Raw genomic sequence first — 14,631 nt, forward strand, 5'->3', positions numbered from 1 at the left:
GACATCTGATGACTCTTGATAGCCTGCCCCGATGGACCCTGTTACCGGTGGGGCTGTGCTCCGTGCTGTCGAGGTCGATGTCGTGCGCGACGGGACTTCCCTGTTGCGGTCGATCTCCCTGACCGTCGCGCCGGGGGAGCACTGGGCACTGCTGGGCCCCAACGGGGCCGGGAAGAGCACGCTGCTGGACCTCCTCGGGGCTGTGAAGCATCCCACGCGCGGGATCGTGGAGGTTCTGGGCCATCGGCTCGGCCGGGTCGACATGCGGGAGCTCCGCTCGTTTCTGGGGCACGTCAATCCGCGGCACTCCTTGGAGTCCAGCCTCCGGGTCCGGGAACTGGTGCTCACCGGGGCCACCAACACCATCGAGCTCGTCCCTCGCTGGCAGCCCACCGCGGAGCAGGAGGAGCAGGCCCTGCGGCTGATCGGGCTGATGGGGATGGCCCGAAAGGCCGAGGCGCGCTGGCCCCACCTGTCACAGGGAGAGCGGGGCCGGGCGCTGATCGCGCGGGCCCTCATGCCGCGGCCGCGGCTGCTGCTGCTCGACGAGCCCGCCACCGGGCTGGACCTGGCCGCCCGTGAGCAGTTGCTCGGCAGCCTCGACGAACTGCGCAAGGAGCACCCCGCGCTGGCCACCGTACTGGTGACCCATCATCTGGAAGAGCTGCCCGCCAGCACCACTCACGCGCTGCTGCTGCGGGAGGGGGAGTGCATGGCGTCGGGTCCGGTGGACGAGGTGCTGACCACCGACCTGGTGAGCAAGTGCTTCGACCACCCGGTGCGGATCAGCCGCATCGACGGACGGTGGAGCGCGCGGGCCTAGATGGCCGCCGCGTCGCCGAAGGTCATGGTGGCGCGGGCGACCGTGGTGGTGAGTAGGGGGCGCTTCGGCAGGCCCAGTTCGCTCAGTTCCTTGGCTATCGGGTGGTTGCCCAGGCGGATCAGCGCGCCGCCGGGCCGTACGCGGACGCCATGGGTCTCCACCGACCACGGGACGCGGCGCGTCACGCCCTCCCGGTGGGTGAAGGCGTCCAGCGGGACCAGTGCGCCCGCGCCCGGCGCGGGCATGCCCGGTTTGAGCAGGAGATCGAGCACCAGCCGCCCGTCCTTGCGCAGGACGCAGCGCTTGTACGGCGAGTCGAGCCGCAGGTCGATGTCGGCCAGCTCCTTCGGAAAGCCCCAGATGCGGCGGCCCGCCTCCAAGGTGAACCCCTGATCGACCGGCAGCCAGTGGATGAACACCCCGGCCCGCCGCAGATCGCCCAGCCCGACCGACTGCGCCACACCCGGCGGGCGCACCAGGAACGCCACGCCGAACTCGTGGTAGGAGTCCAGATCTCCCTCGCGGTAGTCGACGAACACCAGCACGCAGATCGCCTTACCGGGGAACACCTCGGCCGCGTCCAGACCCGAGTAGGCGATCACCGCCCTGGCGGCGTCGGCCCGGACGGGGTACATGACGCTGCAGACCGTGGCGTCTCTCACCTGGACGGGCATGCTCACGGTGCGGCCCTGGATCAGATGCGAAGACATGACTCCAGTACATCAACCGGATAGCCGTGTGACCATTCCTGCCCGGATCCCGTCTGGTCTGTTGTGACATTCGTAAGAACGCGGAGGGCATCATCATCGAGGAGCTGTACCGCGAGCACTGGGCGCTCGTGTGCGGGTTCCTGTTACGCCGCACCCGCGACCCCCATCTCGCCGAAGACCTGGCCCAGGAGACCTTCGTCAAGGCCACCAGGGCGCTGCTCGGCTGGCGCGGCGAGAACGCGGCCGCGTGGCTGCTCTCCATCGCCCGCAACGTTCTGGTCGACCACGTCCGGCGCCACCGCCGCGAGCTGGCCCTGCCCGACCCCGACGAGCTCGGTGTGCCCGCGCTGCACGTCGAGTCGCTGGCCGTGCGCGACGCCCTGGACCGGCTGCCCGAGCAGCACCGCAGGCTGCTCGCCCTGGTCTACTTCGAGGGCTTCTCCATGGTCGAGGTGGCCGCGATGACCGGCAAGAAGCACGCCACGATCAAGACCGCCGTGTGGCGGGCCAGAGCCGCGTTCGCCGATATCTATGGAGTCCCCCATGACTGAAGACGACCTGCTGCCCATGCCCGACTTCGACCCCAAGGCGACCCGCCGGGCCGTCCGGCGGGGTCTCACCCGCACCGCGATCACCGTGCTGGCGGCGCTGGTCGTCCTCGTCCTGGTGGCGACGGTCGGCTCCAGCATGATCCAGCAGCGCGGTGACCGGGACATGCGCATGACGGATGTGCTCGGCACCGCCTTCAAGATCTACAACCCCGCCTACGACATCCAGGTCCAGGATTGGGGGGCCACCACGCCGCTGTCGATGTCGTTCACCGTGGCGGTCAGCCCGATGCGGGCCAACGGGGGCTTCGTCGCAGGTTACGGAGGCGCGGCACACATCATCACCCAGGACTTCTTCGGCCACGTGGGCAGGTTGCCGCTCGGCAACTCCGCCAACACCACGCTGAGCACGGCGATCGCCAACGTGAGCACCGGCAACCAGCCCAAGAAGGACACCCGCAAGGTGCTGGCCAGGCTTCCGGAGAGCCTCAACGCGCTGGCGGTGATCGAGTTCGCCAAGCCGCTCACCACCGAGGAACTGGTCGCCTTCACCACCAGGTACAAGTCATTCGCCGAGAAGGTGGTCTACGAGCGGCGCCCCAGGTCGATCCCCATCACGTGGGGCGGGATGACGTCTTGGGACCGAGCCCCGATGCCCAAAGATGACCATGTGATCGAGCCCGATCAGGCGATCAGGCTGGACCTCGAGAGCTTCCGCCGCTGGGTGGGCATCCTCAAGGACTACGACGACGACAACCTGCACGACTTCGACCTGAGCCTGGCTCGCCTGCGCAAGGCAGCGAACGACGGCTTGGCCTACGCCTACGTGGACTCGCTGGCCACGGTCGGCGAACTACGGAAGATCATCGAAGACCCGCTGGTCCAGACGGTCCGCGTGGCGGACGTCACCTACGACCTCGAACGGCCCTAGACGGCCAGGGAGTGGGCGGGCACCCGGACCCCCGCCCACCTCTCCATCCTGGCCACGAACTCCGCCGAGTGGTCGGGCCAGTGATGACGCAGCCGGGCCTCGGCGTGGCCGCGCGCCCCCAGGGCGGCCCGCCGCTCGGGCTCCTCCTTGAGATCGAGTACGGCGTTCACGAGCGCGTCCACGTCGAGCGGCACCACGACCCCGCACCCGACCCGCTCCACCATCGAGCCGTGCGGTGTGGTGATCACCGGGAGCCCCCGGCCCATGTAGTCGAGGATCTTGGTCGGCGTCCTCGGGCCGGTCTCCGCCGACAGGGACAGGCCGGCCAGGGCGCCCTCGGCCATCCGCAGGGCGTGGCGGTTCGGGACGTACCCGAACCAGTCGAGCAGCCCGACCCGCTGCGCGTCCCGCAGCAGTGGCCGGACCTCACGGTCGGCGGCGCCGAGCAGGTCCATCCGGATGCCGTGCGGGACGAGCCGCTCGGCCAGCCCGATGAGCTCGGAGACGCCGCGCTCGGCGGAGAGCCGCCCGATGTGCACCACCCTGGTGTCGCCGGGCGGGGGCGGTGCCGCCGACACCAGGGTGGCTTCCGGCACCACGGCGGAGGTGACCACGTGGTGACGCCGCTCGGCCCGGGACAACTGCCTGGCGGTGACCTGCTCCCGTATGTCCCAGACGATCGGCGGGTGGTGGAAGGGCAGGGTGTGCAGCAGGCGGTGGTCGTGCAGCACCAGCAGGTCGGCGCCCTTCAGGCCGCGCTTGAGCGCGGCCCGCGCCCGGCCGTAGCCGGCGTTGCGTGGTACGTCGATCGCGGCGACGCCCATCGCGGGTGTCACGTTGTAATAGGTGAAGGGCGCGACGTAGGTCACCTCGTGGCCCGCGTCGAGCAGCGCCCGGATCTGCCGATGCATGATCCGGGCGTCCTCGGGATGGTGGACGGTGGTGGCTACGCATACACGCATGCGGTCGATGCTGCGCCGCTACCCGGTCAATGGCGTAAATGCTGGGGGAATTGCCGCTTAACTTCCTGACGGGCGGCGGTAGAGCCACGTCAGCCGAGGTTCGAGCACCCACTTGAACACCGTGCGCGTCTCGGGCAGGCACAGCACGATCGCCAGGGCGAAGCAGCTCGCACTGATCGCCAGCACCCCGAGCGGGCCGTGCAGCCAGGGCAGCTCCAGCCACCCCTGGTCCTTGGCGATGAGGACGGGGATGCCGTGGAGCAGGTAGCAGTAGAGGGTGCGGGTGCCGAGATCGGTGAACCAGGTCTCGCGCCTGGGCACCAGCGCCAGGACGGCGTAGGACATGGCCAGCCCGCAGATCAGCAACCCGGTGCGCACGCCGAGGCCCATCCACCAGGACAGATCTAAGTCCTGGAAGCTGTGCTTGTAGTAGAAGGGCTTCAGCGGCGCCTTGGGCGCGATGAAGATCGATACCGCGGCGGCGCCGAGCACCACGAACACCGAGACGATCTTGATCCATCGGCGGTCGAGCAGCTCGAAGTGCTCGGGCTGCATCACGAGCCCGATGACGAAGAACGGCATCAGACCGAAGAAGCGGTCCATGCTGAAGTCACCGGAGATCTGCGAGAACCCGGCGAACAGGTAGATCGCGATCGCCACCGGGATCGGGTGTTTCATCCGCTTCCACACGGGTGTGGACAGTCGCCAGAACAGCAGCGCCAGCAGGTACCAGTTGATCCACGCGGGATCGATGATCGTGAGGCTCCACTTCTGGCCCAGGCCGAGCCGGACCAGCGCGTAGCCGACCTCCACGATCACGTACGGCACGACGAACGTGTCGACCAGCTTGTTCGTCTTGGCGTTGGAGTTCCAGAAATTTCTGGACAGATAGCCGCTGATGAGCACGAACAGCGGCATGTGGAAGGTGTAGATGAAGATGTAGAGCGACCTGGCCGAGTCGGTGGACAGCGTCGGCACCAACGAGTGGCCGACGATCACGAATGCGATCAGGACGAACTTGACGTTGTCCAGATATGGGTCGCGCTTGCGCTTGGGGGCCTCGGGCTGGGGCTCGGGGGCCGGCTCTGGCTCCGGTCGCTCCTGGTCCTGGTCCTTGTCCTGCTCCTGGTCCGTCTTGGCCGGGCCGACGCCGTGCGGATCCGTCTTCTCACTCCAGAAAGCCTCCTCCGGCAGCGGCCACTGAGCTCCTGTGCTCGCGGGGCCGGTGGCCTCATCGGCGTCACCCGTGTCGGGGGGCGTCGTGACCGGTGGGGAGTGCTTGGTGTCAGACACTACGGAGTCGCTCAGCTTCACTCGGGGTCGGGGGAACGCGACAGGCAGCCCGCATGCACGCGTCCTTGACGAGTGAGACGAGCCGCGTCGCCGACCCGCTACACACTAGCCCGGCGACGAGGCTCCTGTCTCACTCGCGGTGCGAGAACACCCGGTTACACAGGGAACTTGGAGGTCAGGTGCAGACGTTCTTCTGCTTGTCCGCCGAGATCGTGCTGTTGGTGACGCTGTCGGGCAGTTTGGTGACCTTGACCGACTTGAAGTCCTCGCCGATGATCAGCTGGATCACAGGCGGGTTCGTCGTCGCGGGAGTCGTCGAGGGCACCGGCACCGGAGAGGTGTAGGTCTCGGTGGTCGTCGGCTTGAGCTTGCCCGCCGTCGGAGCCGGCTTGGGCTGCATGGCCTTGACCAGCACGTCGCTGTACGCGGCGCCGTCGGTGGCCTTCTTGGCGTAGCGGACCTGGGTGGTCGGCTGGCTCTTGCCGTCGGCGGCCAGGTAGTTGCCCACGCCCGTGACCTTGAAGCCTTCCTTGCTCAGCAGGTCGGCGACCTCTTTGGCCTTGCCTCGCGTCGTCGTGCCGTTGAGCACCTGGACCTGGACCTGCTCCGGCTTGACGTTGATCTTGGGCGTCGAGGCGGCGGTCGAGGCCGACGCCGCGGGTTCGGGCAGGTCGACGTCGCTCTTGATCGCATTGAACAGATCGTTGGCGTCGGGCTGCCGCCAGATCACCCGGTTCTTGTCCTCCGGGTCGGGCTGCCACGGGATCGTGGTGAACTTGACCCCGCCCGCCGTCATCTTCTGCGCGCTCGTGGCGATCTCGATGAGCTGGGTGGTGTCGTTGGCCAGGTCCGGGTCCATCGTCACAGACTTGGCGGTGGCCTTGATGAAGGCCCTGAGCTTCCCGACGTCGGTGAGCAGTTGACTGCTGGTGGCCTTCTGCACGACCTTGCTCAGGAAGATCTGCTGGCGCTTGATCCGCTGGATGTCGCTGCCGTCACCGTAGTGGCGCAGCCGGACGTAGCCCAGCGCCTGCTCGCCGTTCAGCAGGCTCTTGCCCGCGGGCAGCTTCAGGTGGGAGTTCTTGTCGTCCACGCCGTTCGCCAGGCAGATCTCGATGCCGTCGAGCGCGTCGACGATGTTCTTGAAACCGCTGAAGTCGACCTCGACGAAGTGGTCGACCCGGATGCCGGTGAGGGTTTCCAGCGTGGACATCGTGCAGGCGACGCCGCCCGAGCTGTACGCCGAGTTGATCATGTCGCGGCGCGGCGGCATCTCCTGCTTGGTGGTCTCGTTCTTGCACTTGGGGATCTGCACCATCGAGTCACGCGGGAAGCTGATGAGCCGCGCCTGGTCCCGGTTGGGCGAGATGTGCATCAGGATGATCGTGTCGGTGCGCTTGCCGCCCGCGTCGGCCTTCCTGGCGTCCGCCTGGCCGTACTTCGCGTTGCCCTTGCCCGCGCGGGTGTCGGAGCCGACCAGCAGCACGTTGAGCGCGCCGGTCTCAGGGGGCCGGGGGTTGATGATGTCCTTGTTGACGCTTCGCTGGTTGATGTTGCTGAAGGCGTCGCGGTAGAGCGTGTAGCCGGTCAGCGCGCCGGCGACCATGAGCGAGGTGGTCGCGATGCTGATCCAGGCCAGCACGCGCATCTTGTTGCCACCACCGCCACCGCCGCTGCGATGGCCGCGGGGCGGCAGGTCTTCGGGGGGCGGGGGAGGAGGAGATGCCGCCGCCCGGCGCGACATCCGGCTGCCGGGCTGTGTCGAGGCGACCCTGCGGTCCTGCACGGACACGCCCCACTGGTCACTCATGCGCCCCCTCGCCTGGTCCGGTTGGCTCGGTCATTCTGCGCCACGAGACTAGGTCACGGACGGCGTACCCGCAGCCATGACGAAAAGAATCGACCGTGACCCGGACGTGATGTTACCGCGCAAAAGCATACTCAGACCTGGACATTTAGCGGAATATTCATCGTCAAAGTCTTTACGGAGTGCGGGCTCCGGCACGGGTGGCCAGGGCCGCGGCCAGGCACGCCAGGGGCACGGCCGGCAGGACGTAGCGGTAGTCGAACTCGGCCACGGCCGGCGGTATGATCAGCAGGAGCACCGCCGTTGACCAGGGCAGCAACCACGGGGGCGGCTCGTCGGTCAGGCTCGCGAGCCGTCGCCCGCCGGACAGCCGCCGTCTGATCGCCAGGGCGGGCGGGACGAGCAGGACGGTCAGCAGCACGGTGCCCGGCAGGCGCCCGATGTCCTGGTAGGCGCGCATCCAGCCGGCGTACGGCTCGACGACCTCGGTGCCGATCGGTCCCTGCTCGTAGCGCTTGCCCAGGTCGACGCCGAGCTGCGCGGCGTACCGGCCCGGAGGCTGCGGCGAGACGGCGGGGAACTCGTAGTAGTCGTAGATCTCGTGGTCGGGGTAGACCGGGCGGCCCCAGACGAACGAACGGCCCAGCTCCGAGAGTACGGAGGCCGCGTAGTCGAGCGGCTGCTCACGGATGGCCAGCGAGGCGAACCGGCCCGCCAGCTCGTCGTTCTCCTCGGTGAACGTGATGTCCGGCAACGCGACGAGCGGGGAGTCCTTGGCCCAGATGTACTCCTGCGAGGGCGGACGCCGATCGGGCGGCCGGGGGTCGCAGAGCACCTTGAGGTCCGGTGGGGGCTCCATCTTCGCGCAGTCGGCGAACGACATCGTGCGGGCGTAGAGGAACACGCCGTTCGCCCCGACGATGCCGACGCGGTGGTAGGTGGCGTAGAACCAGCCTCCGTACGCGATGACCGGCGCCAGCGCGGCCACCACCACGAGCCCGGCGAGCCCCACCCGCCTGCGCAGCAGGAACCAGGCCGCCACGACCACGATCAGCGGCTGGCCGACGGTCCTGGTGAGCGTGGCGGCGGCCAGCAGCAGCCCGACGGCGATCACCACGGGCCGGTCGGCCAGGGTGAGCGCGATCGCGGCGACGACCAGGAACATGAAGAGCGCGTCGGAGACGAGCAGGTGCTCCAGCTCGATCTGGTAGGCGTCCAGCAGCACTGGCACCGTGGCCAGCGTCGCCACCCACCTGGGCGCGCGGCGTGCGCACCAGTAGACCAGCACGCCGGTGGCCAGGCCGAGCAGGTGCTGCGCGGCGGTGATCGCGCCGAAGGAGTGGAACGGTTCGAGCGCCTTCATGAAGGCCGAGTAGCCGGCGGGGCGCACCAGGTCGGGGCGGGGGTGGAAGACGGTGACGACGTAGGTGTAGGAGTCGGGGAACCACAGGGCCGGGCGGTAGCCGAGCATCGTGACGACCCGTAGCGCGGTGCCCAGGGTCAGGACCGCCAGGAACCAGCCGTGCCGGCGCGCCAGTGAGACCGCCCGGGCCGGCCTGGGTGTGGGCCTGGGCTCGGGCTCGCCGACGAGCGTCGTCTCCTCCACCCGTGCGTCCTCCCGCTTCACCGCCGTGCGCCCTCCCGCTTCACCGGCACGTCGCGTACGCTACCCGCGTTTCGCGCGATCCTGCGTAACCCCCATCCGAGGCGCCGTCCGGGCCGAGGTCCTTCGGGTTCTTCGCGCCGTCTGGGCTGAGGGTCTCTGGAGTCCGCGCGTCGTCCGGGCTGGGCCCTTCGGGTTCTTCGTGTCGTCCGGGCCGAGGGTCTCTGGAGTCCGCGCGTCGTCCGGGCTGGGCCCTTCGGGTTCTTCGTGTCGTCCGGGCCGAGGGGGCTGCGGCATCGTCGGCGCGGCCGTGTTTTGGATACGCTCGCGATCACCGATGGGAATCGCCTGGCTGGATCGGACGCGTAGGCCGTCGGCGGGTCGGGTGCTCGCCGTGGTCTCGGTGTTGCCTGCCCTGGTCGTGGCCGGTTGGCTGCTCGCCGCGCTGCCGCTGCTGCTGGCCGGGTGGTATCGGCCGGTGCCCGCGCTGGTGCTCGGGGCGGTGGTGATCGGGGGGCTCTGCTGGTTCGCCCTCCGCCGGCCGCTCAAGGTCGTCGAAGGGGCGACCGGGCGGCAGGTCGGCGCGGTCGTCGCGGTCGCGGTCGGGTCCGGTGTGTTCAACGCGATCATGCACAGCGAGCAGCTGATCGTCAGGCGTGACCCCGCCACGTACGCCCAGTACGCCACCTGGCTGGCCGGACACGGCTCGCTGCCGATCCCCGCGCAGGCGGAGGCGTTCGGCGGGGCCGATCCGGCGCTCATGTTCGAGAGCGTCGGGTTCTACGACGTCAGCGGGTCGGTGGTGCCGCAGTTCATGCCGGGACCGCCGCTGCTGTTCGCCGTGGGTGACTGGCTCGGCGGGCTGCTGCTGACACCTGCCGTGCTCGGGGCGCTGGCCGTGCTCACGCTGGCGGGGGTGGTGGGCCGGCTCGCCGGCGGGCGCTGGGCGCCGGTGGCGGCGCTGGCCTTCGCGGTGAGCCTGCCGATCCTCTACACCTCACGGACCACCTTCAGCGAGATTCCCTCTCTGATCCTGCTGTTCGGCGGCTTGGCCCTGGTCCACGACGCCCTCTCCCGCGGGGACATCCAGCGAAGAGCGGGGGCGCTGGCCGGGCTGGTGTTCGGGCTGGCCGTGCTGGTCAGGATCGATGGGCTGCGTGACGTGCTGCCGGTCCTGGCGTTCGCCGGGTCGCTGCTCGCCTGGCGGCGCCTCGGCAGGCCCAAGGGGGCGCTCGGGCCGCCGCTCCTGCTCGGGCTCGCGGTCGGTGCCGGGTTGGGGCTGCTGGCGGCGTACGTGCTGGCGCGACCGTATCTGTCCTATCTGTCCAGGTCGGTCAATCCGCTGCTGCTCATCTGCGCCGCCGTTCTCCTCCTCACCCTGGCCGGTACGCTCGCGGCGCCCCGGCTGGCCCGGATCCGGATGCCCCGGTGGCTCCCGGATGTGGGGGCCGTGCTGGTCGTGCTGGTCATGGTCGGCCTGGCCGTGCGGCCTTGGCTGCAGACCGTGCGACGGGTGGCCACGACGCCGGAGGACGTGCGCACCGCCGAGTTCATCAAACAGACGCAGAAGGCCAACGGCCTGCCCGTCGACGGCACCCGGCTCTACTCGGAGCTGTCCCTGCACTGGGTGAGCTGGTACGTCGGCCTCCCCGTGATCGTCCTCGCCACGGTCGCGGCGGCGGTGCTGGTGCGGAGGCTGCTCAGGAACGGTTCCCCGGCCGAGTGGCTGCTGCCGCTGGCCGTCATCGGCTGGACCACGGTGACCACGCTGCTGCGCCCGGAGATCACCCCCGACCAGCCGTGGGCCGCCCGCCGGCTGGTGCCGGTGGTGATCCCGGGGCTGATCCTGCTGGCGGTGTGGGGGCTGGAGTGGGTGCGTTACCAGGCCATCCTGCGCAAGTACGGCAGCTGGATCACCGCTGCGGGCATCGTGCTCATCCTGGTGCCCCCGGTCATCACGTCGATCGGGATCGCGTTCACCCCGGTGGAGCGGGGGGAGCGGGCGGCGGTCGAGGCGATGTGCGCGAAGATCCCGCCGAACGCCTCGGTGCTGATCGTCGAGCGGGTGACGGGCAACCGGTTCACCCAGCTCGTCCGCGGCATGTGCGGCCGCCCCGCGGCGCAAGTCCGCGCGGTGAGCGGGGATACGGCGGACGAAGCCGACGTGCGCCGCATGATCGCTCGTGTCCGCGCCGCCGGCCACGTCCCGGTCGTGCTGGCCGCCGAGGAGGAGCAGGTGGCAGCTTACGGCCCGAAGACGCAGGTCATGGCCCTGGTGACCCGGCAGGACGAGCGGTCTCTCGTCGACGCGCCGAACGGCACCTGGTCGCTCCAGATCAACGTGTGGATGGCCGTGGGCTGACCCTGTCGCCGGCCGCAGGTGGACTCGGCTCCCGGCTGGGCAGAGTACCCTCGACGCACGTGAGCACGCCTGAGACCCCCCAGAGTGGATACGCCGTGGAAGAAGCGCCATACGTCACGATCGTCTTGCCCTGCTACAACGAGCAGGACCACGTCATCGACGAGGTCGAGCGGATCACCAAGGCGATGGACTCCAGCGGCTATACCTATGAGCTCGTCGCGGTCGACGACTGTTCCACCGACGAGACGCTGGCCAGGCTGCAGGAGGCCGCGCCCCGGTTCGAGCACCTGCGGATCCGGGCGTTCCACCGCAACGGCGGGGCGGGCACCGTGCGCCGCATCGGCACGCAGGAGGCCAGAGGCGAGATCGTCGTCTGGACCGACGCCGACATGACCTACCCCAACGAGCGGATCCCCGAGCTGGTCCAGATCCTGGAGAAGGACGCGACCGTCGACATGGTCGTCGGCGCCCGCACGTCCGAGGAGGGGTCGCACAAGCTGCTGCGCGTCCCGGCCAAGTGGGTGATCCGCAAGGTGGCGGAGCAGCTCGCCGGGCAGAAGATCCCGGACCTCAACTCCGGGCTGCGCGCGTTCCGCAGGACGGTGGCCAAGCCCTACCTGCGGCTGCTGCCGCCCGGGTTCTCCTGCGTCACGACGATCACGCTGTCGTTCCTGTCGAACCAGCACGACGTCTACTACCTGCCGATCGGCTACGCCAAGCGGGCGGGCAAGTCGAAGTTCAGCTTCGTCTCCGACGCCTACCGCTACATCCTGCAGGTGCTGCGGATGATCATGTACTTCAACCCGCTCAAGGTGCTCATGCCGCCCGCGTTGTGGCTGGTGGGGATCGGGTTCGTCAAGGGGGTCTGGGACATGATCCAGCACCCGTTCTACTTCCCGGCCAACACCGTCATGATCTTCCTGTCGGGGCTGCTCATCGGATCCGTGGCACTGCTGGCCGACCTGATCGTGCGCTCGCGGGGCGAATAGCGTGCGCATCGCCATCGTCGGCCCCACCTACCCGTACAAAGGGGGCGGGGCGCAGCACACCACCGAGCTGGCGCACCGGCTGACGGCGCTCGGCCACGACGTGGTGATCGAGTCGTGGCGGGCTCAATACCCGGCGTTCCTCTACCCGGGCCAGCAGACGATCTCCGCGCCCGAGGGCACCCCCTACCCCAAGACGCTGCGCAGGCTCGACTGGCGCAGTCCCGGCGGCTGGGTGGCGTGCGGACGCCGGCTGCGCTCGGCCGACCTGGTGATCCTGGCCGTCCTGAGCCCGGTGCAGGTCCCGGCCTATCTCGGCATCCTGTACGGCCTGGGCAGGAAGGCCAAGACCGTCGCCCTGTGCCACAACGTGCTGCCGCATGAGCGCAAGCCGTACGACAGGCCGCTGATGAAGGCGCTGCTCAACCGGGTCGACGCGGTGCTGACCCACTCCGACGAGCAGGCGGCGCTGGCGGCCTCCCTGAGTGACCGGCCGGTGAGTGTGGCCGGGCTGCCGCCGCACCTGCCGTCCACGACCGGGGAGCGCTCCGCCGAGGTGCACGGGCGGCTGCTGTTCTTCGGCATGGTCCGGCCGTACAAGGGGCTCGATCTGCTGCTGCGCGCCCTGCCGGAAGGGGTCGGGCTGACCGTGGCGGGGGAGTTCTGGGGCGGGCTCGACGGCACCCGGGCGTTGATCGGCGAGCTGGGCATCGCGGACCGGGTGGAGCTGCGGCCCGGTTACGTGGCCGCCGAGGACGTGCCGAAGTTGTTCGCCTCCGCCGACGCGCTCGTCCTGCCGTACCGCACCGCTACCGCCAGCCAGAACGTCTGGCTGGCGCACGAGCACGGCGTGCCGGTGATCGCGACCCGTGTGGGCGCGCTCGCCGACCACGTGACGGACGGCGTCGACGGGCTGCTGGTCGAGCCGGACGACGTCGAGGTGCTCAACCGGGCGATCAAGCGGTTCTACGCGCCGGGCGAGCCCGAACGGTTGCGGTCGGGCGTCAAGGCGGTCGATCCGGAGCCGTTCTGGTCGGCGTACTCCGCGGTGCTCCTCGACGCCTGACGGCCCAGCAGGAACGCGATGCCCGCGGCGACGGCGTCGCCCAGGGTGAACGCCAGCCGCGACACCACCGCGACCGCGTAGGACGGGCCGTCGCCGATCAGCGGCCGGAGCACGAGGATCATGGCGCCCTCACGCACCCCGACCCCGGCGGGCACCACGAACGTCAGCAGCCCGGTGGCCCAGGCGAACGCGTAGGCCCCGGTCGCGACCACGTAGAGGTCCCACCTGCCGGACAGCAGCCAGGTGTGCAGGCCGTACACGAACCAGCCGAGCGCGGTCCAGGCCACCGCGACCAGCACGGTACGGCCGGGCAGCACGCTTTCGAGCGGCTCCTTGCGCGCCAGGTGCAGGGCCAGGTTGAGACCCCAGGTGAGCACCTTGGGATGCAGGCACACGATGATCACGGGGACGAGCAGCAGCAGGTACCACGCCTGGCGCACGGCCTGCTGCGTCGCCAGCGTCGCGGCGGCGATCGAGAGCGCGACCCCCAGGTTGATCACCAGGGACAGCGAGATGCAGGCGAACGTCCGGCGCGGCGGGCTGCCGTGGTCGCGGCCGAGATCCATCATCGCCGCGTACGCCCAGACCGAGCCGGGGATGTACTTGCCGAGCTGGCCCACGAACATGATCCGTCCGGTCACCCGCAACGGCATTGGCGACCCGAGCCCGGCCAGCACCTTCCGCCAGGCGAGCAGCATGCAGAACTGCCCGGCCAGCACCTCGGCGAACGCCCCGAGCACCGCCCAAGGCGACAGCGCGGCCACGGCCGCGATGGTCTCATCCCAGTTCCTGGCCAGTCCGTACCCGAGGAAACCGAGCGCGACCAGCGCGAGGAAGACGCGCAGCAGGCGGCGGAGCATTGGCCAAGGCTAACCGTGGTTGACCGCGTATATCCAGACGGCGCCGGTGACCACCGTGAGAACGGCCAGCACCACGAGCATGATCTTGACAGTGCTGTAGGGCCGGTCTCCCTGCACCTCGCCGTTGATCCCGTTGATGAGCACCTGGTACGCCTTGCCGCCGAACAGGTAGCAGCCGATCCACACCGGCAGCAGCATCAGCTTGAACGTGACGTCGGAGTAGTAGGTGTCGACGGAGTGCACGCGCTGCTCGTCGCCGCCGATGTCGTCGCGGCAGTCGCCCTCGATGACCTTCGCCATGCGGCCCTTGGCCTGCTCCAGAGCGCTCTGCGGCTCGGTGTCGTAGCGCAGGCTGTGGTGCCCGGCGACATAGCCCGGCTGGTAGGCACGGCGCTCTTCAACGGCCACGGTTCGAGCTTGTCGAGCCGCTCCTTGCTGACCTGGTCAGTGGCGCTGACCAGCACGTCGTCGAACGCGCGCGACACCCTGCCGCCGGCGGGGTACCAGCGGGTCTTACGGACCCGGCGGGTCCTGGTCTGGCCGTTCTCCATGTAGCTCTCGGTCACCCAGTAGTGCTCGCCGCGCTGGCCGGTGTAGTCGGAGACCGTACCGGCGTCGAACGTCCAGTGGGGCAGGTAGGTGCTCTTCATCGACTCCGCCTCGGAGACCTTCTTGAGGCG

At 69.4% G+C, this 14,631-nt stretch carries 14 protein-coding genes; 7 read left to right on the top strand and 7 right to left on the bottom strand.

From position 1 onward, the window contains the following. The first annotated feature begins 31 nt into the window (after positions 1–31). The gene (locus ACGFNP_RS57440) at positions 32–823 is read left to right on the top strand and encodes an ABC transporter ATP-binding protein (protein WP_393333112.1); all 792 of its coding nucleotides are present in this window, start codon (positions 32–34) and stop codon (positions 821–823) included. On the opposite strand, the gene ACGFNP_RS57445 is transcribed toward ACGFNP_RS57440, so the two are convergent. Continuing rightward, the gene (locus tag ACGFNP_RS57445; RefSeq protein WP_358335642.1) at positions 820–1,533 is read right to left on the bottom strand and encodes an acetoacetate decarboxylase family protein; all 714 of its coding nucleotides are present in this window, start codon (positions 1,531–1,533) and stop codon (positions 820–822) included. The genes ACGFNP_RS57440 and ACGFNP_RS57445 overlap by 4 nt on opposite strands. A 104-nt stretch (positions 1,534–1,637) precedes the next feature. Between ACGFNP_RS57445 and ACGFNP_RS57450 the strand changes: the two genes are divergently transcribed. Then, entirely contained in the window at positions 1,638–2,084 is a 447-nt protein-coding gene (locus tag ACGFNP_RS57450) for a sigma-70 family RNA polymerase sigma factor (protein WP_358336085.1), read from the top strand. After that, positions 2,077–3,012: a hypothetical protein gene (locus ACGFNP_RS57455; protein ID WP_393333116.1), complete on the top strand. Its 936-nt coding sequence runs from the start codon at positions 2,077–2,079 to the stop codon at positions 3,010–3,012. The genes ACGFNP_RS57450 and ACGFNP_RS57455 overlap by 8 nt, the downstream gene beginning before the upstream one ends. Here ACGFNP_RS57455 and ACGFNP_RS57460 read toward each other — a convergent pair. The 4 genes from ACGFNP_RS57460 to ACGFNP_RS57475 form a co-directional block, all read right to left on the bottom strand. Beyond that, positions 3,009–3,974 (bottom strand): glycosyltransferase, encoded by a 966-nt coding sequence (locus ACGFNP_RS57460; protein WP_393333119.1) that lies wholly within the window; start codon positions 3,972–3,974, stop codon positions 3,009–3,011. The genes ACGFNP_RS57455 and ACGFNP_RS57460 overlap by 4 nt on opposite strands. 57 nt (positions 3,975–4,031) lie before the next feature. After that, positions 4,032–5,267 carry an acyltransferase family protein gene (locus ACGFNP_RS57465; protein ID WP_393333121.1) on the bottom strand — a complete coding sequence of 412 codons (1,236 nt, stop codon included), beginning with the start codon at positions 5,265–5,267 and terminating at the stop codon, positions 4,032–4,034. Between the two features lie 175 nt (positions 5,268–5,442). Beyond that, on the bottom strand, positions 5,443–7,077 hold the full coding sequence (locus ACGFNP_RS57470; RefSeq protein WP_393333124.1) for an LCP family protein: 1,635 nt from the start codon (positions 7,075–7,077) through the stop codon (positions 5,443–5,445). A gap of 172 nt (positions 7,078–7,249) precedes the next feature. Beyond that, positions 7,250–8,701 (bottom strand): hypothetical protein, encoded by a 1,452-nt coding sequence (locus tag ACGFNP_RS57475; protein WP_393333127.1) that lies wholly within the window; start codon positions 8,699–8,701, stop codon positions 7,250–7,252. Positions 8,702–9,014: 313 nt separating this feature from the next. Between ACGFNP_RS57475 and ACGFNP_RS57480 the strand changes: the two genes are divergently transcribed. The 3 genes from ACGFNP_RS57480 to ACGFNP_RS57490 all read left to right on the top strand — a co-directional run bounded on the left by ACGFNP_RS57480 (position 9,015) and on the right by ACGFNP_RS57490 (position 13,091). Continuing rightward, positions 9,015–11,039: a hypothetical protein gene (locus ACGFNP_RS57480; RefSeq protein WP_393333130.1), complete on the top strand. Its 2,025-nt coding sequence runs from the start codon at positions 9,015–9,017 to the stop codon at positions 11,037–11,039. A 95-nt stretch (positions 11,040–11,134) separates the two neighbouring features. Further along, complete coding sequence (locus ACGFNP_RS57485) at positions 11,135–12,028, top strand: glycosyltransferase family 2 protein (RefSeq protein ID WP_358335662.1); 894 nt, start codon at positions 11,135–11,137, stop codon at positions 12,026–12,028. Position 12,029: 1 nt separating this feature from the next. Then, the gene (locus ACGFNP_RS57490) at positions 12,030–13,091 is read left to right on the top strand and encodes a glycosyltransferase family 4 protein (protein WP_393333134.1); all 1,062 of its coding nucleotides are present in this window, start codon (positions 12,030–12,032) and stop codon (positions 13,089–13,091) included. On the opposite strand, the gene ACGFNP_RS57495 is transcribed toward ACGFNP_RS57490, so the two are convergent. Together ACGFNP_RS57495 and ACGFNP_RS57500 are read right to left on the bottom strand one after the other, a co-directional pair. Further along, entirely contained in the window at positions 12,992–13,951 is a 960-nt protein-coding gene (locus ACGFNP_RS57495) for a lysylphosphatidylglycerol synthase domain-containing protein (RefSeq protein WP_393333137.1), read from the bottom strand. The genes ACGFNP_RS57490 and ACGFNP_RS57495 overlap by 100 nt on opposite strands. A gap of 9 nt (positions 13,952–13,960) precedes the next feature. Beyond that, positions 13,961–14,359, bottom strand: coding sequence for a hypothetical protein (locus tag ACGFNP_RS57500; protein ID WP_393333140.1), 399 nt, complete (start codon positions 14,357–14,359; stop codon positions 13,961–13,963). A gap of 9 nt (positions 14,360–14,368) precedes the next feature. Between ACGFNP_RS57500 and ACGFNP_RS57505 the strand changes: the two genes are divergently transcribed. After that, a complete protein-coding gene (locus ACGFNP_RS57505) occupies positions 14,369–14,506 on the top strand; it encodes a hypothetical protein (RefSeq protein WP_393333143.1) in 138 nt (45 codons plus the stop codon). Positions 14,507–14,631: the final 125 nt, after the last annotated feature.

This window comes from Nonomuraea sp. NPDC049269, assembly GCF_043197155.1.
Taxonomy (GTDB): domain Bacteria; phylum Actinomycetota; class Actinomycetes; order Streptosporangiales; family Streptosporangiaceae; genus Nonomuraea.

Coding starts and splice junctions, on each gene's coding strand:
- ACGFNP_RS57440 (WP_393333112.1), top strand. CDS start 32: ATGGACCCTGTTACCGGTGGGGCTGTGCTCCGTGCTGTCGAGGTCGAT.
- ACGFNP_RS57445 (WP_358335642.1), bottom strand. CDS start 1,533: ATGTCTTCGCATCTGATCCAGGGCCGCACCGTGAGCATGCCCGTCCAG.
- ACGFNP_RS57455 (WP_393333116.1), top strand. CDS start 2,077: ATGACTGAAGACGACCTGCTGCCCATGCCCGACTTCGACCCCAAGGCG.
- ACGFNP_RS57460 (WP_393333119.1), bottom strand. CDS start 3,974: ATGCGTGTATGCGTAGCCACCACCGTCCACCATCCCGAGGACGCCCGG.
- ACGFNP_RS57470 (WP_393333124.1), bottom strand. CDS start 7,077: ATGAGTGACCAGTGGGGCGTGTCCGTGCAGGACCGCAGGGTCGCCTCG.
- ACGFNP_RS57480 (WP_393333130.1), top strand. CDS start 9,015: ATGGGAATCGCCTGGCTGGATCGGACGCGTAGGCCGTCGGCGGGTCGG.
- ACGFNP_RS57495 (WP_393333137.1), bottom strand. CDS start 13,951: ATGCTCCGCCGCCTGCTGCGCGTCTTCCTCGCGCTGGTCGCGCTCGGT.